General features: G+C 70.2%; 17 protein-coding genes. 16 read left to right on the top strand and 1 reads right to left on the bottom strand.

Annotated features, from left to right (window positions below; genetic code table 11):
• The first annotated feature begins 18 nt into the window (after positions 1-18).
• The 10 genes from ruvX (at position 19) to nusB (ending at position 9,401) form a co-directional block, all read left to right on the top strand.
• Positions 19-483 carry a Holliday junction resolvase RuvX gene (gene ruvX / locus ABZ833_RS39650; RefSeq protein WP_249593133.1) on the top strand — a complete coding sequence of 155 codons (465 nt, stop codon included), beginning with the start codon at positions 19-21 and terminating at the stop codon, positions 481-483.
• Between the two features lie 124 nt (positions 484-607).
• On the top strand, positions 608-2,326 hold the full coding sequence (gene mltG / locus ABZ833_RS39645; protein WP_361057775.1) for an endolytic transglycosylase MltG: 1,719 nt from the start codon (positions 608-610) through the stop codon (positions 2,324-2,326).
• A complete protein-coding gene (locus tag ABZ833_RS39640) occupies positions 2,316-3,149 on the top strand; it encodes a shikimate dehydrogenase (protein WP_361057773.1) in 834 nt (277 codons plus the stop codon). Before mltG ends, ABZ833_RS39640 begins: the two co-directional genes overlap by 11 nt.
• A 125-nt stretch (positions 3,150-3,274) precedes the next feature.
• Entirely contained in the window at positions 3,275-4,459 is a 1,185-nt protein-coding gene (aroC, locus tag ABZ833_RS39635) for a chorismate synthase (protein WP_361057771.1), read from the top strand.
• Positions 4,456-4,971, top strand: a complete 516-nt coding sequence (locus tag ABZ833_RS39630; RefSeq protein WP_361057769.1) for a shikimate kinase — start codon at positions 4,456-4,458, stop codon at positions 4,969-4,971. The genes aroC and ABZ833_RS39630 overlap by 4 nt, the downstream gene beginning before the upstream one ends.
• The gene (aroB, locus tag ABZ833_RS39625; RefSeq protein WP_361057767.1) at positions 4,968-6,080 is read left to right on the top strand and encodes a 3-dehydroquinate synthase; all 1,113 of its coding nucleotides are present in this window, start codon (positions 4,968-4,970) and stop codon (positions 6,078-6,080) included. Before ABZ833_RS39630 ends, aroB begins: the two co-directional genes overlap by 4 nt.
• 161 nt (positions 6,081-6,241) lie before the next feature.
• Positions 6,242-7,165 carry a Pro-rich N-terminal domain-containing protein gene (locus tag ABZ833_RS39620; RefSeq protein WP_361057765.1) on the top strand — a complete coding sequence of 308 codons (924 nt, stop codon included), beginning with the start codon at positions 6,242-6,244 and terminating at the stop codon, positions 7,163-7,165.
• Positions 7,166-7,231: 66 nt separating this feature from the next.
• Positions 7,232-8,338: an aminopeptidase P family protein gene (locus ABZ833_RS39615; protein WP_361057762.1), complete on the top strand. Its 1,107-nt coding sequence runs from the start codon at positions 7,232-7,234 to the stop codon at positions 8,336-8,338.
• Between the two features lie 59 nt (positions 8,339-8,397).
• Positions 8,398-8,964: an elongation factor P gene (efp, locus tag ABZ833_RS39610; protein WP_249591131.1), complete on the top strand. Its 567-nt coding sequence runs from the start codon at positions 8,398-8,400 to the stop codon at positions 8,962-8,964.
• Between the two features lie 2 nt (positions 8,965-8,966).
• Complete coding sequence (nusB, locus tag ABZ833_RS39605) at positions 8,967-9,401, top strand: transcription antitermination factor NusB (protein WP_249591132.1); 435 nt, start codon at positions 8,967-8,969, stop codon at positions 9,399-9,401.
• A gap of 237 nt (positions 9,402-9,638) precedes the next feature.
• On the opposite strand, the gene bldD is transcribed toward nusB, so the two are convergent.
• The gene (gene bldD / locus ABZ833_RS39600) at positions 9,639-10,139 is read right to left on the bottom strand and encodes a transcriptional regulator BldD (protein WP_135330908.1); all 501 of its coding nucleotides are present in this window, start codon (positions 10,137-10,139) and stop codon (positions 9,639-9,641) included.
• A gap of 198 nt (positions 10,140-10,337) precedes the next feature.
• Between bldD and pyrR the strand changes: the two genes are divergently transcribed.
• From pyrR to carB, 6 genes are all read left to right on the top strand, one after another.
• Positions 10,338-10,910 carry a bifunctional pyr operon transcriptional regulator/uracil phosphoribosyltransferase PyrR gene (pyrR, locus tag ABZ833_RS39595; protein WP_361057759.1) on the top strand — a complete coding sequence of 191 codons (573 nt, stop codon included), beginning with the start codon at positions 10,338-10,340 and terminating at the stop codon, positions 10,908-10,910.
• A gap of 82 nt (positions 10,911-10,992) precedes the next feature.
• Positions 10,993-11,979: an aspartate carbamoyltransferase catalytic subunit gene (locus ABZ833_RS39590; protein ID WP_361057803.1), complete on the top strand. Its 987-nt coding sequence runs from the start codon at positions 10,993-10,995 to the stop codon at positions 11,977-11,979.
• Between the two features lie 3 nt (positions 11,980-11,982).
• On the top strand, positions 11,983-13,272 hold the full coding sequence (locus tag ABZ833_RS39585) for a dihydroorotase (RefSeq protein WP_361057758.1): 1,290 nt from the start codon (positions 11,983-11,985) through the stop codon (positions 13,270-13,272).
• Positions 13,269-13,871 (top strand): hypothetical protein, encoded by a 603-nt coding sequence (locus ABZ833_RS39580; protein WP_361057756.1) that lies wholly within the window; start codon positions 13,269-13,271, stop codon positions 13,869-13,871. Before ABZ833_RS39585 ends, ABZ833_RS39580 begins: the two co-directional genes overlap by 4 nt.
• The gene (carA, locus tag ABZ833_RS39575; RefSeq protein ID WP_361057754.1) at positions 13,868-15,010 is read left to right on the top strand and encodes a glutamine-hydrolyzing carbamoyl-phosphate synthase small subunit; all 1,143 of its coding nucleotides are present in this window, start codon (positions 13,868-13,870) and stop codon (positions 15,008-15,010) included. Before ABZ833_RS39580 ends, carA begins: the two co-directional genes overlap by 4 nt.
• Positions 15,003-18,311 carry a carbamoyl-phosphate synthase large subunit gene (gene carB / locus ABZ833_RS39570; protein WP_361057752.1) on the top strand — a complete coding sequence of 1,103 codons (3,309 nt, stop codon included), beginning with the start codon at positions 15,003-15,005 and terminating at the stop codon, positions 18,309-18,311. Before carA ends, carB begins: the two co-directional genes overlap by 8 nt.
• Positions 18,312-18,348: the final 37 nt, after the last annotated feature.

Below are 18,348 nucleotides of genomic sequence, written 5' to 3'. Positions count from 1 at the left end.
GACGACTCCTCAGGGGGCATGCGCAGGGGCCGCCGTCTGGCCATCGATGTCGGTGACGCCCGGATCGGGGTCGCCTCGTGCGACCCCGACGGGATCATCGCCACTCCGGTGGAGACGGTGCCGGGACGGGATGTCCCGGCTGCTCAGCGCCGGTTGAAGCAGCTCGTCGACGAGTACGAACCGATCGAGATCGTCGTCGGCCTCCCTCGCTCCCTCAACGGGGGCGAGGGGCCCGCGGCCGCCAAGGTCCGTGCGTTCACGCAGGACCTCGCCCGCTTGGTCGCCCCCATTTCGGTGAGGCTCGTGGACGAGAGGATGACCACAGTGACGGCCAGTCAGGGGCTGCGCGCCTCGGGCGTGAAGTCCAAAAAGGGCAGGTCTGTCATCGATCAGGCGGCGGCCGTCATCATCCTCCAGCAGGCACTGGAGTCCGAACGGGCGTCAGGTAAAGCTCCGGGCGAGGGCGTCGAAGTGGTCATCTGATCGCGATACGGTAACGTTCCGCGCGATGCGGCGGTGTTCGAACAGCTGCCGCACAGCATCAAGAGGCGGAACGGTTGCCCTCCCACTCAGACGGCGGCCCCGCCTCGCGGCATGTAGGGGATCGATGACTGAGTATGGCCGGGGCCCAGGCTCCGAACCGTGGCATCCCGAGGACCCGTTGTACGGGGACGGCGGATGGGGAGGACAGCAGGCCGCGAGCGGCCCGTCCCCCTACGGCGGCCAGGGGCAGTACCACCCTCAGCAGCCGCAGCAGCATGCGCAGTACGAGGACTGGAGCACGGGCCAGCAGCAGGCCTACGGCTCGCAGCAGTACGGCGGGCCCGCCGCCCAGCAGCAGTACAACGGAGGCGGCGGCCAGGACCCGCAGTACAACGGCGGCCCGGCGGAGCAGCAGTACAACGCCGGTCAGGACCAGTACAACGGCGGCTGGGACACCGGCCGGCACGGCCAGGTCCCGTACTCCGCCGACCCTGCGGACCCCTACGGCAACCAGCCGGGCGGCTACGGCGCGGAGAGTCCGGACTACTACGGCACCCCCGACGCCTACCCCCCGCCGGAGCCGCCGTCCCGCCGACGCCCCGACCCCGAGCCGCAGAAGGACTGGGACCCGGGCCCGGACCAGGGCGAGCACGCGTTCTTCTCCGGCGCCGATGACGACGAGGACGAGTACGACGACGAGCCGCCGGGCCGTCGTGGTGGCCGCGGGGACCGCCGGGGCGGACGGGGCGGCAAGAAGCCGAAGAAGCGCAGGAGCGGCTGCGCCTGCCTGGTCGTGACGCTGGTCTTCGGCGGCGGTCTCGCCGGGGTCGGCTATTTCGGCTACCAGTTCTACCAGGACCGATTCGGTACGGCGCCGGACTACGCGGGCGAGGGAACCGGCCTCGCGACCGTCGACATCCCGAAGGATTCCGGCGGCTATGTGATCGGCCAGAAACTGAAGGACGCCGGCGTCGTCAAGAGTGTGGACGCCTTTGTCTCCGCGCAGGCGCAGAATCCCAACGGCAATTCGATTCAGGACGGCGTCTATGTCCTGAAGAAGGAAATGTCGGCCAAGAGTGCAGTCGAACTGATGCTCAGCCCGAAGAGCCGCAATAACCTCATCATTCCCGAGGGTCGGCGGAATTCGTGGGTCTACAGCCAGATCGACAAGCGTCTTGAGCTCGACAAGGGGACGACGGCGGGCGTCGCCAAGAAGGAATGGAAGAGTCTCGGACTTCCGGACTGGGCGAATACCGAAAAGGACATCAAGGACCCGCTGGAAGGCTTCCTCTACCCCTCCAGCTACCCGGTCGCCAAGGGCCAGAAGCCCGAGACGGTCCTCAAGAAGATGGTCGCCCACGCCACCCAGAAGTACGACGAGTTGGGCCTCAAGTCGAAGGCGGCCGAGCTGCAGTTGGAGAACCCGCTGCAGGTTCTCACCGTGGCCAGCCTCGTCCAGGCAGAGGGCATGACGCACGACGATTTCAAGAAGATGGCGTCTGTCGTCTACAACCGCCTCAAGTCGTCCAACACCGTCACCAACCAGAAGCTCGAGTTCGACTCGACGTACAACTACCTCAAGGGTCAGAGCGAGATCAATATCCCGATCTCGAAGATCCGGAGCGACCCCGACCCGTACAACACCTACTTCCACAAGGGCCTTCCGCCGGGGCCGATCGGAAACCCGGGTGACGAAGCGCTGAAGGCGACGCTGGCCCCGGACACCGGTGGCTGGATGTTCTTCATCTCCGTCGACGGAAAGAAGACCCAGTTCACCAAGACGCTGGCCGAGCACGAAAAGCTGGTCGCGGAATTCAATGATCGGCAGAAGAATGGCGACTGAGCAGGGCCGCCGAGCCGCAGTCCTCGGCTCACCCATCGCCCATTCCCTCTCCCCGGTGCTGCACCGCGCCGCATACGGGGAGCTGGGCCTGGTCGACTGGACGTACGACCTGTTCGACGTCGACGAGGCGGCCCTGCCCGGCTTCATCGAGGGGCTCGGCCCCGAGTGGGCCGGGCTGTCCCTGACGATGCCGCTCAAGCGCGCGGTGATCCCGCTGCTCGACGAGGTCAGCGAGACCGCCGCCTCCGTCGAGGCGGTGAACACCGTCGTCCTGACGGACGACGGACGCCGTCTCGGCGACAACACCGACATCCCCGGCATGGTCGCCGCCCTGCGGGAACGCGGCATCGAGCAGGTCGAATCGGCCGCGATCCTCGGCGCGGGCGCCACCGCGTCGTCCGCGCTCGCCGCGCTCGCGCGGATCTGCACGGGCGAGGTCGTCGCGTACGTACGCAGCGAGGCGCGCGCCGCCGAGATGCGGCAGTGGGGCGAGCGGCTCGACGTGGAGGTGCGGACGGAGGACTGGGCGGACGCCGAACGCGCCCTGCGCGCGCCGCTGGTGATCGCCACGACGCCCGCGGGCGCGACCGACGCGCTGTCGGCCGCCGTGCCCGAGCGGCCCGCGACCCTCTTCGACGTCCTGTACGACCCGTGGCCCACCGCTCTCGCGGCCCGCTGGTCGATGTACGGCGGCGCCGTCGTCAGCGGGCTCGACCTTCTCGTGCACCAGGCGGTGCTGCAGGTCGAGCAGATGACCGGGCGCACGCCCGCGCCGCTGGCCGCGATGCGCAAGGCAGGGGAACACGCGCTGGCCGCCCGCTGAGGCGTCCGCTTTGTGGACCGGAGGCCAGGTCCCGCCCCCCGGCGTGGGAGGATCGGGGGATGGCGGGCCAGGGCCGCGCACCCGGTCGCGCCACGTAGTTCCAGGCGCGAGCATGAGGAGCACCGTTGAGCAGGTTGCGTTGGCTGACCGCGGGAGAGTCCCACGGACCCGCACTTGTCGCGACGCTGGAGGGTCTTCCCGCCGGCGTGCCGATCACCACGGAGATGGTGGCGGACCACCTGGCCCGGCGGCGCCTCGGCTATGGGCGCGGTGCGCGCATGAAGTTCGAGCGCGACGAGGTCACCTTCCTGGGCGGCGTCCGGCACGGCCTGACCATGGGCTCGCCGATCGCGATCATGGTGGGCAACACCGAGTGGCCCAAGTGGGAACAGGTCATGGCGGCCGACCCGGTCGACCCGGAGATCCTCGCCGACCTGGCCCGCAACGCCCCGCTGACCCGGCCCCGGCCCGGCCACGCCGACCTCGCGGGCATGCAGAAGTACGGCTTCGACGAGGCCAGGCCGATCCTGGAGCGCGCCTCCGCCCGTGAGACCGCGGCCCGCGTCGCGCTCGGCGCGGTCGCCCGCTCGTACCTCAAGGAGACGGCCGGCATCGAGATCGTCAGCCACGTCACGGAGCTCGCGGCGGCCAAGGCGCCCTACGGCGTCTACCCGACCCCCGCCGACGTCGAGAAGCTCGACGCCGACCCGGTGCGCTGCCTCGACGCGGACGCGAGCAAGGCGATGGTCGCCGAGATCGACCAGGCCCACAAGGACGGCGACACCCTGGGCGGTGTGGTCGAGGTCCTCGCGTACGGAGTGCCCGTGGGCCTCGGTTCGCACGTCCACTGGGACCGGCGGCTCGACGCGCGGCTCGCCGCCGCGCTCATGGGCATCCAGGCCATCAAGGGCGTCGAGGTCGGCGACGGCTTCGACCTCGCACGGGTGCCGGGCTCCAAGGCGCACGACGAGATCGTCTCCACCGAGGACGGCATCCGGCGCACCTCCGGCCGCTCCGGCGGCACCGAGGGCGGCCTGACCACCGGTGAACTGCTGCGCGTGCGCGCCGCGATGAAGCCCATCGCGACCGTGCCGCGCGCGCTCGCCACCGTCGACGTCGCCACCGGCGAGGCCACCAAGGCGCACCACCAGCGCTCCGACGTGTGCGCGGTCCCGGCCGCCGGCATCGTCGCCGAGGCGATGGTCGCGCTGACCCTGGCTGACGCGGTCGCCGAGAAGTTCGGCGGCGACAGCGTGCCCGAGACCCGGCGGAACGTGCAGTCGTACCTCGACAACCTGCAGATCCGGTGACCGGCCCGCAGATCGTTCTGGTCGGGCCGATGGGCGTGGGCAAGTCGACGGTGGGCGCCCTGCTCGCCGAGCGCCTCGGCACCGTCTACCGGGACACCGACGCCGACATCGTGGCCGCACAGGGCCGGGAGATCGCGGACATCTTCGTGGACGAGGGCGAGCCGCACTTCCGCGACCTGGAGCGGGCGGCCGTGCGTACGGCACTCGCCGAGCACGAGGGCATCCTCGCCCTCGGCGGGGGCGCGATCCTCGACGAGTCGACCCGCGCGCTCCTGGCCCCGCACCCCGTCGTCTATCTGTCGATGGACGTCGAGGAGGCGGTCAAGCGCACCGGCCTGAACGTCGCGCGCCCGCTGCTCGCGGTCAACCCGCGCAAGCAGTGGCGCGAACTGATGGACGCCCGCCGCCAGTTCTACGCCGAAGTCGCCCGCGCCGTCGTCGCCACCGACGACCGCACCCCCGAAGAGGTCGCCCAAGCGGTCCTCGACGCACTGGAGTTGAAGGAAGCATGACGGAGATTGCTGGGACGTCGGGGCACACGCCCACCCGCATCCAGGTCGGCGGCACCGCGGGCACCGAGCCGTACGAGGTGCTCGTCGGACGTCAGCTCCTCGGTGAGCTGCCCGGCCTGATCGGCGAGCAGACCAAGCGCGTCGCGATCATCCACCCGGAGGCGCTCGCCGAGACCGGCGACGCGCTGCGCCAGGACCTGGCCGACCAGGGGTACGAGGTCGTGGCCATCCAGGTGCCGAACGCCGAGGAGGCCAAGACCGCCGAGGTCGCCGCGTACTGCTGGAAGGCTCTTGGCCAGTCCGGCTTCACCCGCAGCGACATCATCATCGGCGTCGGCGGCGGCGCCAGCACCGACCTCGCCGGGTTCGTGGCCGCGACCTGGCTGCGCGGGGTCCGCTGGATCGCCGTTCCGACCACCGTGCTCGGCATGGTGGACGCCGCGGTCGGCGGCAAGACCGGCATCAACACGGCCGAGGGCAAGAACCTCGTGGGCTCCTTCCACCCGCCCACGGGCGTGCTGTGCGACCTGGCCGCGCTCGACTCGCTGCCGGTCAACGACTTCGTGTCGGGTCTCGCGGAGATCATCAAGGCCGGCTTCATCGCCGACCCGGTGATCCTCGAACTGATCGAGGAGGACCCGCAGGGGGCGCGCAGCCCGCAGGGTCCGCACACCGCCGAGCTGATCGAGCGCTCCATCAAGGTCAAGGCCGAGGTCGTGTCCGGCGACCTCAAGGAGTCGGGCCTGCGCGAGATCCTCAACTACGGCCACACCCTGGCGCACGCCATCGAGAAGAACGAGCGCTACAAGTGGCGCCACGGTGCCGCGGTCTCCGTCGGCATGGCCTTCGCGGCCGAACTCGGCCGCCTCGCGGGACGCCTCGACGACGCGACCGCCGACCGGCACCGCACCGTCCTTGAGTCGGTCGGCCTGCCCCTGAGCTACCGCTACGACCAGTGGCCCAAGCTCCTGGAGACCATGAAGGTCGACAAGAAGTCCCGCGGTGACCTGCTGCGCTTCATCGTCCTCGACGGCCTGGGCAAGCCCACCGTCCTGGAGGGACCCGACCCGGCGGTGCTGCTCGCCGCGTACGGCGAAGTGGCGAAGTAGCGCTCCAGGAGCGCGGAATCGGCCCACCAGAACAAGCCACGGGCACCCTGCGGCCTCCCCGGCCGTTCACACAACGTCGGCCGGGGACGGTACCGTTCGGTAACGGGTGGCCCCGGCCGCCGCCCGACCAGCGTCAGTCGTACGAGACGGAGTGGCACCGGATGCAGCACGCAGTGGGGTCTCCGCTGCCGCCGCCCCATCAGCCGGGGCACGGACCGGCCACCGGCTGGTCCCCGGCCGCACACCACCCGAGCGGTCCGCCGCCGGGTGCCGCGCCGGGCGGCCCACCGCCTCCCGCGCCGGGCTTCGCCGGCGCACCGCACCCCCCGGGCACGGCCCCCCATCCGCCGGGACCGGCCCCGCACCCGCACGCCCCGACGCCGCAGCACGTGGCGCCGGGCGCCTCGCAGCACAGCCATGCCCCCGTGCCCCCGACCCCGGAAACCACGGGCCACATCCAGCTTCCGCCCGGCGGCCCCGTCGCCATGCCGAGCCCGCCGCCCGGCACCGCCCAGGCGGACACCGGCGGCACCACGCTGGCCGTCCTCCTGATCGGCCCGGCGGGCGCGGGCAAGACGAGCGTCGCCAAGTTCTGGGCGGAGCACCGCAGGGTGCCGACCGCCCACATCAGCCTCGACGACGTCCGCGAATGGGTGCGCTCGGGCTTCGCGGACCCCCAGTCGGGCTGGAACGACCACTCCGAGGCGCAGTACCGCCTGGCCCGCCGCACCTGCGGCTTCGCCGCACGGAACTTCCTGGCCAACGGCATCTCCTGCATCCTCGACGACGCGGTCTTCCCCGACCGCCCGGTCGTCGGCCTCGGCGGCTGGAAGCGCCACGTGGGCCCCGGCCTGCTGCCGGTGGTCCTGCTGCCAGGGCTGGAGATCGTCCTGGAGCGGAACGCGGAGCGCAGCGGAAACCGCCGCCTCACGGACGAGGAAGTGGCCCGCATCCACGGCCGCATGGCCGGTTGGTACGGCTCGGGCCTGCCCATCATCGACAACTCCCAGCTGGACGTCCCCGCCACGGCCCGGGTCCTTGACGACGTCCTCGCCCGCTCCATCGCGAGCCCGCCGCAGTGGTAGGCGGCGGACCGCTCGGTCGGCGGCGCTGAACGGGCCGACCCGCGCCGCCGCTCATAGGCTCGTCCCATGTCAGAGGTGTACGCGGCCCGCCGTGAGCGGCTGAGGGAGCGTTGTGCCGCGGGCGGCAGCGCGTCGGCGCTGGTGTCCCGCCCCGCCAACGTGCGGTATCTCGCGGGAGCGGCGCCGCAGGGTGCCGTGCTCCTGCTGGGCAGGACCGAGGATCTGCTGCTGTGCGGCAGGCCGCTCGGTGACGAGCAGGGCGAGGGGCGGCCCGACGAGGGGCTGCGGGTGCAGCTGCTCGACGCGTCCGGCGGGGACGCCGCCGTCGCGGGCGCCGATCTCGCGGCCGCGCAGGGCGCCGATTCGCTCGCCGTCGAGGAGCACGACCTCACGGTCGCCCGGCACCGTGCCCTGGGATCCGTCGCGCCGCGGCTGCGGCTCGCGGACCTCGGCGGAGCGGTCGAACAGCTGCGGCTGGTCAAGGACGAGGAGGAGATCTCCTGCCTGCGGATCGGCTCCGAGATCGCCGACCAGGCCCTCGGTGAGCTGCTCGAATCGATTCTCGTGGGGCGTACGGAACGTCATCTCGCCCTGGAGCTCGAACGCCGCCTCGTCGATCACGGCGCGGACGGGCCCGCCTTCCCGACCTCCGTCGCCACCGGACCGAACTCGGGCAGGGGCGCCCACCGGCCGTCGGACCGGCGGGTGGAGGAAGGGGATTTCCTCTCCGTGTGCCTGGGGGCCAGTTATCGCGGCTATCGTTGTGAGATCGGGCGTACGTTCGTCATCGGTACGTCTCCCGCGGACTGGCAGATCGAGCTGTACGACCTCGTCTTCGCCGCTCAGCGGGCGGGCAGGGAGGCTCTCACACCGGGCGCCGCCTACCGCGACATCGACCGTGCGGCACGGCATGTACTGGACTCCGCGGGGTATGCGGACGGTCTCGCTCCGCTGATGGGACACGGTGTGGGGCTCGAAATCGACGAGGACCCGCAGTTGGCGCCCGCGGCCATGGGTAAACTGGACGCCTGCGTGCCGGTCACCGTCGAACCGGGGGTTCACATCCCGGGACGGGGTGGTGTCCGGATCGATGACACGCTCGTCGTGCGCCCCGAGGCGGACGGCGGACCCGAGCTACTCACCATTACGACCAAGGAGCTGCTCGCGCTCTAGCTTTTCAGCTGTGCGCGTGCGCCGGGGTCGTCCACGTCAGTCCAGGAGATTCCGCAACCGTGGCTTCCACGAACGACCTCAAGAACGGCCTGGTGCTCAAGCTCGACGGGGGCCAGCTCTGGTCCGTCGTCGAGTTCCAGCACGTCAAGCCCGGCAAGGGCCCCGCCTTTGTGCGCACGAAGCTCAAGAACGTGCTGTCCGGCAAGGTCGTCGACAAGACCTTCAACGCCGGCGTCAAGGTCGACACGGCGACGATCGACAAGCGCGACATGCAGTTCTCCTACATGGACGGCGACTACTTCGTCTTCATGGACATGGAGACGTACGACCAGCTGCACGTCGACCGCAAGTCCGTCGGTGACGCCGCCAACTTCCTGATCGAGGGCTTCACGGCCTCCGTCGCGCAGCACGAGGGCGAAGTTCTCTTCGTCGAGCTGCCGGCCGCCGTCGAGCTGGTCATCCAGGAGACCGAGCCCGGCGTCCAGGGCGACCGCTCCACCGGCGGCACCAAGCCCGCGACGCTGGAGACCGGCCACCAGATCCAGGTGCCGCTCTTCATCACCACCGGCGAGAAGATCAAGGTCGACACCCGTGACAGTGGCTACCTCGGCCGGGTGAACAGCTAACCGTGGCTGCTCGTAATACGGCCCGCAAGCGCGCCTTCCAGATCCTTTTCGAGGCCGACCAGCGTGGTACCGACGTCTTGACAGTCCTCGCGGACTGGGTGCGTCACTCGCGGTCCGACACCCGGCAGCCGCCGGTCAGCGAGTTCACGATGGAGCTGGTCGAGGGGTATGCCCAGCACGAGCGCCACATCGACGAGCTGATCTCGCAGTACGCCGTCGGGTGGACCCTGGACAGGATGCCAGTCGTCGACCGCAACATCCTGCGGATCGGTGCCTACGAACTGATCTGGGTCGACGCGACGCCGGACGCCGTGGTGATCGACGAGTCCGTGCAGCTCGCCAAGGAGTTCTCCACGGACGACTCGCCGTCCTTCGTGAACGGCCTGCTCGGCCGCTTCAAGGACCTGAAGCCGAGTCTGCGCCGCGACGAGGCGTAAGACGCCGCGACGAGGCCAAGGGCGAGGCGTCAGCCTCCCGCGCCGCTCAGAGGGCCCGCAGCGACACGCTGCGGGCCCTCTGGCGTTGCCCTGGGGCTCCTTTGGGGTCTCAGTGGCTCCTGGGGCCCGTGTGGCCTCCCGAGGGCTCACAGGCGTACGCAGAACGCCGGGGTGGCCGGAACCCATCGGTTCCGGCCACCCCGGCGTTACGTTTCTGCTCAGCTCTCGCTTGAGGTATCAGACGTCGTCGTGGGCGACGGCGCGGCGCGCGTCCGCGTCCAGGACGCCCCAGCTGATCAGCTGCTCGGTGAGAACCGAGGGCGACTGGTCATAGATCACGGCGAGGGTGCGCAGGTCGTCCTGGCGGATCGAGAGCACCTTGCCGTTGTAGTCACCGCGCTGCGACTGGATCGTGGCGGCATACCGCTGCAGGGGTCCTGCCTTCTCGGCCGGGACGTGCGCGAGGCGCTCAAGGTCGAGAACGAGCTTGGGCGGCGGCTCGGCCGCACCGCCCGGAGCGGTGCCGGGCAGCAGCTCCTGGACCGGGACGCCGTAGAAGTCCGCCAGCTCGGCAAGGCGCTGTACGGTCACGGCGCGGTCGCCGCGTTCGTACGAACCGACCACGACCGCCTTCCAGCGTCCCTGGGACTTCTCCTCGACACCGTGGAGGGAAAGGCCCTGCTGGGTACGGATGGCGCGGAGCTTGGCCCCGAGCTGTTTGGCGTATTCGCTGGACATATAGCTCCCCGGACGAAGAACGGTAACTCACTGTGAGGTTACGCAGCGTTACTTGGGTGCGTCAAGCCGAATGGTCCGTACCGACCCCTCCCAGGGGGGTCGTGACCGGCGGTGTTGCGGGTACTGGTAGCGTGGATGGCGCAATTTCGACGTCCTTTAAGGTCCGTCCCGTGAGGCGGAGAAGGAGGTCCGTTTCATATGGACTCGCACGACACGAACGAACCCGATGTCGCCCGGCCCGTGCTCGAAGGCCCGGACATCGCACGGGTGTTGACCCGTATCGCACACGAGATCGTCGAGCGCGCCAAAGGCGCCGAGGACGTGGTGCTGCTCGGCATTCCCACGCGGGGTGTCTTCCTCGCGCGGCGACTCGCCGAGAAGCTCGAAGAAATCACCGGACGGGCGATCCCGGTTGGCTCACTCGACATCACGATGTACCGCGACGATCTGCGCATGCACCCGCCGCGCGCACTCGCCCGCACCGAGATCCCCGGTGACGGCATCGACGGCCGCCTCGTCGTCCTCGTCGACGACGTGCTCTTCTCCGGCCGCACCATCCGCGCAGCCCTCGACGGCCTGAACGACATCGGCCGTCCACGCGCGGTGCAGCTCGCCGTCCTCGTCGACCGCGGCCACCGCGAACTTCCGATCCGCGCCGACTACGTCGGCAAGAACCTCCCCACGTCGTTGCGGGAGACGGTCAAGGTGCAGCTCGCCGAGGAGGACGGCCGCGACGCCGTGCTGCTCGGTGCCAAGCCCGCTTCCGCGTAGCACCGGCTCCCCTCACGGGCACCGGGGCACACCCCTGCGCGCCCGCGTGCCCGCACACCTCCACATGACGGAGTACACCCAGATGATGCGACACCTCATCTCGGCCGCCGACCTCACCCGCGACGACGCCGTTCTCATCCTCGACACCGCCGAGGAGATGGCCCGGGTCGCCGACCGGCCGATCAAGAAGCTGCCCGCGCTGCGCGGCCGCACGATCTGCAACCTGTTCTTCGAGGACTCGACCCGGACCCGGATCTCCTTCGAGGCCGCCGAGAAGCGCCTCTCCGCCGACGTCATCAACTTTGCCGCCAAGGGCTCCAGCGTCTCCAAGGGCGAGTCGCTCAAGGACACGGCCCAGACCCTGGAGGCGATGGGCGTCGACGCCGTCGTCATCCGGCACGGCGCGTCCGGCGCCCCCTACCGGCTCGCCACCTCCGGCTGGATCGACGCCCCGGTGATCAACGCCGGCGACGGCACCCACCAGCACCCCACGCAGGCCCTGCTCGACGCCTTCACCATGCGGCGCCGGCTCGTCGGCAAGGACGAGGGCCTCGGCAAGGACCTGAGCGGCAAGCGCATCACGCTCGTCGGCGACGTCCTGCACAGCCGGGTCGCGCGCTCGAACGTCGACCTGCTGCACACCCTGGGCGCCCAGGTCACCCTGGTCGCCCCGCCCACGCTCGTGCCGGTCGGCGTCGACAGCTGGCCCTGCGACGTGTCGTACGACCTGGACCGCGTGCTCCCGAAGTCCGACGCCGTGATGATGCTGCGCGTGCAGCGCGAGCGCATGAACGCCGCGTTCTTCCCGACCGAGCGCGAGTACTCGCGTCGCTACGGCCTGGACGGCGAGCGCATGGCGAAGATGCCCGAGCACGCCATCGTGATGCACCCGGGCCCGATGGTGCGCGGCATGGAGATCACCGCCGAGGTCGCCGACTCCGACCGCTGCACGGTCATCGAGCAGGTCGCCAACGGCGTGCACACCCGGATGGCCGTTCTCTACCTGCTCCTGGGCGGGAACGAACCCGCCGTCACCCACACCCGCCCCACCGGTTCCGAGGAGAAGTAAGACATGAGCAAGACCCTGATCCGTGGTGCGAAGGTCCTTGGCGGCGAGCCCCAGGACGTCCTGATCGACGGCGAGACGATCCTCGAGGTGGGCACCGGCCTTGAGGCGGGAGACGACGTGACCGTCGTCGAGGCCGACGGCCAGATCCTGCTGCCCGGCCTCGTCGACCTGCACACCCACCTGCGCGAGCCCGGCCGCGAGGACTCCGAGACCGTCCTGACCGGTACGCGCGCCGCCGCGTCCGGCGGCTACACCGCCGTGTTCGCCATGGCCAACACCTTCCCCGTCGCCGACACCGCGGGCGTCGTCGAGCAGGTCTACCGGCTCGGCCAGGAGGGCGGGTACGCGGACGTCCAGCCGATCGGCGCCGTCACCGTCGGCCTGGAGGGCAAGAAGCTCGCCGAGCTCGGCGCCATGCACGAGTCCGCGGCCGGTGTCACCGTCTTCTCCGACGACGGCAAGTGCGTCGACGACGCCGTGATCATGCGCCGCGCCCTGGAGTACGTGAAGGCGTTCGGCGGCGTCGTCGCCCAGCACGCGCAGGAGCCCCGCCTGACCGAGGGCGCCCAGATGAACGAGGGCGTCGTCTCCGCCGAGCTGGGCCTGGGCGGCTGGCCCGCCGTCGCCGAGGAGTCGATCATCGCGCGTGACGTGCTGCTCGCCGAGCACGTGGGCTCGCGGGTGCACATCTGCCACCTGTCGACCGCCGGGTCGGTCGAGATCGTGCGCTGGGCCAAGTCGCGCGGCATCGACGTGACCGCCGAAGTCACCCCGCACCACCTGCTCCTGACCGACGAGCTGGTCCGCTCGTACAACCCGGTCTACAAGGTCAACCCGCCGCTGCGCACCGAGCGCGACGTCATGGCGCTGCGCGAGGCCCTGGCCGACGGCACGATCGACATCGTCGCCACCGACCACGCCCCGCACCCGCACGAGGACAAGGACTGCGAGTGGGCCGCGGCCGCCATGGGCATGGTGGGCCTGGAGACCGCGCTCTCCGTCGTCCAGCAGACGATGGTCGAGACGGGCCTGCTCACCTGGGCCGCGGTCGCCGACCGGATGTCCGTCAAGCCCGCCGAGATCGGGCAGGCCAAGGGCCACGGACGCCCCGTCTCGGCAGGTGAGCCCGCGAACCTCACGCTCCTCGATCCGGCTTACCGTGGTGTCGTGGACCCCGCGGGCTTCGCCTCGCGCAGCGGCAACACCCCCTACGAGGGCCGTGAGCTGCCGGGCCGCGTGACGCACACGTGGCTGCGGGGCCGCGCCACGCTCGTCGACGGGAAGCTCGCGTGACCTCTCTGATCTCCACCGCCGCAGGAAGTGCCGTCACCTTCGCCGCCGAGAAGAAGTCGGCGGACGTGACGGACTGGGCCGCTCGCGCGGGCTGGGTCGTCGGACTGCTGCTCTTCATCGCGCTCGTCTACTGGCTGATGCGCGAGGGCTGGAAGTGGCGCGGCACGCTCCAGGGCGACCTGCCCGACCTGCCCAGCGCGCCGACCGAGCCGGGCCCGGTGAGACTTGAGCTCAGCGGTCGCTACCACGGCTCGACCACGGCAGGGCAGTGGCTCGACCGCATCGTGGCGCACGGCCTCGGTACCCGCAGCCGCGTGGAGCTGACGCTCACGGACGCGGGCCTCGATGTCGTACGCCCCGGGGCAGCCGACTTCTTCATCCCGGCCGGGCAGCTGCGCGAGGCCCGCCTCGACAAGGGCATCGCCGGAAAGGTCCTCGCGGAGGGCGGTCTGCTGATCGTCACCTGGGAGCACGGCGAGAAGCAGATCGACTCGGGCTTCCGCTCGGACCACGCGGCCGAGCAGGCCGAGTGGGTCGAGGCCATCAACAACATGATCAACACGAACACGAACGACATGAAGGAAGGCACCGCACGATGACGACCTCCACCAGGGGAGCCGCCAAAACTCCCGCCGTACTCGTCCTGGAGGACGGCCGCATCTTCCGCGGCCGCGCCTACGGGGCCGTGGGGGAGACCTTCGGCGAAGCGGTGTTCTCCACCGGCATGTCCGGCTACCAGGAGACCCTCACCGACCCCTCGTACCACCGCCAGGTCGTCGTCATGACGGCCCCGCACGTCGGCAACACGGGCGTGAACGACGAGGACCCCGAGTCGCAGCGGATCTGGGTCGCCGGATACGTCGTGCGCGACCCCGCGCGCGTGCCCTCCAACTGGCGCTCGCAGCGCACCCTCGACGAGGAGCTCGTCAACCAGGGCGTCGTGGGCATCAGCGGCATCGACACGCGTGCGCTCACCCGCCACCTGCGCGAGCGCGGCGCGATGCGCGTCGGGATCTTCTCCGGCAACGCGCTCCCCGACGACGGCGCGATGCTCGCCGAGGTCCGCCGGCAGCCCGAGATGAAGGGCGCGAACCTCGCCGCGGAGGTCGCCACCAAGGAGACGTACGTCGTCCCCGCGATCGGCGAGAAGCGCTTCACCGTCGCCGCCGTCGACCTCGGCATCAAGGGCATGACCCCGCACCGCATGGCCGAGCGCGGGATCGAGGTGCACGTCCTGCCCGCGACCGCGACCGCCGAGGACATCTACGCCGTCCAGCCCGACGGCGTGTTCTTCTCCAACGGTCCCGGCGACCCGGCGACCGCGGACGGCCCCGTCGCCGTCATGCGGGCCGTCCTGGAGCGCAAGACGCCGCTGTTCGGCATCTGCTTCGGCAACCAGATCCTCGGCCGTGCCCTCGGTTTCGGCACGTACAAGCTGAAGTACGGTCACCGCGGCATCAACCAGCCCGTGCAGGACCGCACGACCGGCAAGGTCGAGGTCACCGCGCACAACCACGGCTTCGCCGTCGACGCGCCGCTCGACAAGGTCTCCGACACCCCCTACGGGCGCGCCGAGGTCTCCCACGTGTGCCTCAACGACCAGGTGGTGGAGGGGCTCCAGCTCCTCGACCAGCCCGCGTTCAGCGTCCAGTACCACCCCGAGGCGGCCGCAGGACCGCACGACGCCGCGTACCTCTTCGACCGCTTCGTATCCCTGATGGAGGGCCAGCGTGCCTAAGCGCTCCGATATCCAGTCCGTCCTGGTCATCGGCTCCGGTCCGATCGTCATCGGCCAGGCCGCCGAGTTCGACTACTCCGGCACCCAGGCCTGCCGCGTCCTCAAGGCCGAGGGCCTGCGCGTCATCCTGGTGAACTCGAACCCGGCGACGATCATGACCGACCCGGAGATCGCCGACGCCACGTACGTCGAGCCGATCACCCCGGAGTTCGTCGAGAAGATCATCGCCAAGGAGCGCCCCGACGCTCTGCTCCCGACCCTCGGTGGCCAGACCGCGCTCAACACCGCGATCTCCATGCACGAGCAGGGTGTCCTGGAGAAGTACGGCGTCGAGCTCATCGGCGCCAACGTCGAGGCGATCAACAAGGGCGAGGACCGCGACCTCTTCAAGGGCGTCGTCGAAGAGGTCCACAAGAAGATCGGGCACGGCGAGTCCGCCCGCTCGTACATCTGCCACTCCATGGACGACGTCCTCAAGGGCGTCGACGAGCTCGGCGGCTACCCCGTGGTCGTCCGCCCCTCCTTCACCATGGGCGGCGCCGGTTCCGGCTTCGCGCACGACGAGGAGGAGCTGCGCCGCATCGCCGGGCAGGGCCTCACGCTCTCGCCGACCACCGAGGTGCTCCTCGAGGAGTCCATCCTCGGCTGGAAGGAGTACGAGCTCGAGCTGATGCGCGACAAGAACGACAACGTCGTGGTCGTCTGCTCCATCGAGAACTTCGACCCGATGGGTGTGCACACCGGCGACTCGATCACCGTCGCGCCCGCGATGACGCTGACCGACCGCGAGTACCAGACCCTGCGCGACGTCGGCATCGCGATCATCCGCGAGGTCGGCGTCGACACCGGCGGCTGCAACATCCAGTTCGCCATCGACCCGACGGACGGCCGGGTCATCGTCATCGAGATGAACCCGCGTGTCTCGCGGTCGTCGGCGCTCGCGTCGAAGGCCACCGGATTCCCGATCGCGAAGATCGCAGCGAAGCTGGCCGTCGGCTACACGCTGGACGAGATCCCGAACGACATCACCGAGAAGACCCCGGCCTCCTTCGAGCCGACGCTCGACTACGTCGTGGTCAAGGCCCCGCGTTTCGCCTTCGAGAAGTTCCCCTCGGCGGACTCGACCCTGACGACCACCATGAAGTCGGTCGGCGAGGCCATGGCGATCGGCCGCAACTTCACCGAGGCGCTCCAGAAGGCGCTGCGGTCCCTGGAGAAGAAGGGCTCGCAGTTCACCTTCGTGGGCGAGCCCGGCGACAAGGCCGAGCTCCTGGCCGAGGCCGTGCGGCCGACCGACGGGCGCATCAACTCCGTCATGCAGGCCATCCGCGCCGGAGCCACCCCCGAGGAGGTCTTCGAGTCCACGAAGATCGACCCGTGGTTCGTCGACCAGCTCTTCCTGATCAAGGAGATCGCGGACGAGCTGACCGCCGCCGAGCGCCTCGACGCCGATCTGCTCGCCGAGGCCAAGCGGCACGGCTTCTCCGACGCCCAGATCGCCGAGATCCGCGGCCTGCGCGAGGACGTCGTGCGCGAGGTCAGGCACGCGCTCGGGGTCCGTCCGGTCTACAAGACGGTCGACACCTGCGCCGCCGAGTTCGCCGCCAACACGCCGTACTTCTACTCCTCGTACGACGAGGAGAACGAGGTCGCCAAGCGCGAGAAGCCCGCGGTCATCATCCTGGGCTCGGGCCCCAACCGCATCGGCCAGGGCATCGAGTTCGACTACTCCTGCGTCCACGCCTCCTTCGCGCTGAGCGACGCGGGCTTCGAGACCGTGATGGTCAACTGCAACCCCGAGACCGTCTCCACGGACTACGACACCTCCGACCGTCTGTACTTCGAGCCGCTCACGCTCGAGGACGTCCTGGAGATCGTCAACGCCGAGGCGCAGGCCGGGCCGATCGCGGGCGTCATCGTCCAGCTCGGCGGCCAGACCCCGCTCGGCCTCGCACAGGCGCTCAAGGACAACGGCGTGCCGGTCGTGGGCACCCCGCCCGAGGCCATCCACGCCGCCGAGGACCGCGGCGCCTTCGGCCGCGTGCTCGCGGAGGCCGGTCTCCCGGCGCCCAAGCACGGCACCGCCACCACGTTCGCCGAGGCCAAGGCCATCGCCGACGAGATCGGCTACCCCGTCCTCGTACGCCCGTCGTACGTGCTCGGCGGCCGCGGCATGGAGATCGTGTACGACGAGATCCGCCTCTCCGCGTACATCGAGGAGTCGACCGAGATCAGCCCCTCGCGTCCTGTGCTCGTCGACCGCTTCCTCGACGACGCGATCGAGATCGACGTGGACGCGCTCTACGACGGCGAGGAGCTCTACCTCGGCGGCGTCATGGAGCACATCGAGGAAGCCGGCATCCACTCCGGCGACTCGGCGTGCGCGCTGCCCCCGATCACGCTCGGCGGCTTCGACATCAAGCGCCTGCGCGCCTCCACGGAGGGCATCGCCAAGGGCGTCGGCGTCCGCGGGCTCATCAACATCCAGTTCGCGATGGCCGGGGACATCCTCTACGTCCTGGAGGCCAACCCGCGTGCCTCGCGCACCGTCCCCTTCACCTCGAAGGCGACCGCGGTGCCGCTGGCCAAGGCCGCCGCGCGCATCTCGCTCGGCGCGACCGTCGCCGAGCTGCGCGCCGAGGGCATGCTCCCGGCGACCGGCGACGGCGGCACGCTGCCGATGGACGCGCCGATCTCGGTGAAGGAAGCCGTCATGCCGTGGTCGCGCTTCCGCGACATCCACGGGCGTGGCGTCGACACCGTCCTCGGCCCGGAGATGCGCTCGACCGGCGAAGTCATGGGCATCGACTCGGTGTTCGGCACGGCGTACGCCAAGTCGCAGGCGGGCGCGTATGGTCCGCTGCCCACCAAGGGCCGCGCGTTCATCTCCGTCGCCAACCGCGACAAGCGCTCGATGATCTTCCCGGCGCGCGAACTGGTCGCGCACGGCTTCGAGTTGCTCGCCACGTCCGGCACGGCCGAGGTGCTCAAGCGCAACGGCATCAACGCCACGATCGTGCGCAAGCAGAGCGAGGGCGAGGGCCCGAACGGCGAGAAGACGATCGTCCAGCTGATCCACGACGGCGCGGTCGACCTCATCGTCAACACCCCGTACGGCACGGGTGGCCGCCTCGACGGCTACGACATCCGTACGGCGGCCGTGTCCCGCTCGGTGCCGTGCCTGACCACGGTCCAGGCGCTCGCCGCCGCCGTCCAGGGCATCGACGCGCTCAACCACGGGGACGTGGGCGTCCGCTCGCTCCAGGAACACGCGGAGCATCTGAACGCGGCCCGCGACTAGCAGCCCACCAGGGGGACACCGATCCGGTGTCCCCCTT

The sequence above is a fragment of the Streptomyces sp. NPDC047525 genome (genome assembly GCF_040643025.1).
Classification (GTDB): Bacteria; Actinomycetota; Actinomycetes; order Streptomycetales; family Streptomycetaceae; genus Streptomyces; species Streptomyces durmitorensis.
This window is presented reverse-complemented; position numbering and strand designations above follow the sequence as displayed.

What these genes read in the sequence shown, in the direction of transcription:
- ruvX (WP_249593133.1), top strand. Translation starts at nt 19, where the DNA reads ATGCGCAGGGGCCGCCGTCTGGCCATCGATGTCGGTGACGCCCGGATC.
- mltG (WP_361057775.1), top strand. Translation starts at nt 608, where the DNA reads ATGACTGAGTATGGCCGGGGCCCAGGCTCCGAACCGTGGCATCCCGAG.
- ABZ833_RS39640 (WP_361057773.1), top strand. Translation starts at nt 2,316, where the DNA reads ATGGCGACTGAGCAGGGCCGCCGAGCCGCAGTCCTCGGCTCACCCATC.
- aroB (WP_361057767.1), top strand. Translation starts at nt 4,968, where the DNA reads ATGACGGAGATTGCTGGGACGTCGGGGCACACGCCCACCCGCATCCAG.
- ABZ833_RS39620 (WP_361057765.1), top strand. Translation starts at nt 6,242, where the DNA reads ATGCAGCACGCAGTGGGGTCTCCGCTGCCGCCGCCCCATCAGCCGGGG.
- ABZ833_RS39615 (WP_361057762.1), top strand. Translation starts at nt 7,232, where the DNA reads ATGTCAGAGGTGTACGCGGCCCGCCGTGAGCGGCTGAGGGAGCGTTGT.
- bldD (WP_135330908.1), bottom strand. Translation starts at nt 10,139, where the DNA reads ATGTCCAGCGAATACGCCAAACAGCTCGGGGCCAAGCTCCGCGCCATC.
- pyrR (WP_361057759.1), top strand. Translation starts at nt 10,338, where the DNA reads ATGGACTCGCACGACACGAACGAACCCGATGTCGCCCGGCCCGTGCTC.
- ABZ833_RS39590 (WP_361057803.1), top strand. Translation starts at nt 10,993, where the DNA reads ATGATGCGACACCTCATCTCGGCCGCCGACCTCACCCGCGACGACGCC.
- ABZ833_RS39585 (WP_361057758.1), top strand. Translation starts at nt 11,983, where the DNA reads ATGAGCAAGACCCTGATCCGTGGTGCGAAGGTCCTTGGCGGCGAGCCC.
- carA (WP_361057754.1), top strand. Translation starts at nt 13,868, where the DNA reads ATGACGACCTCCACCAGGGGAGCCGCCAAAACTCCCGCCGTACTCGTC.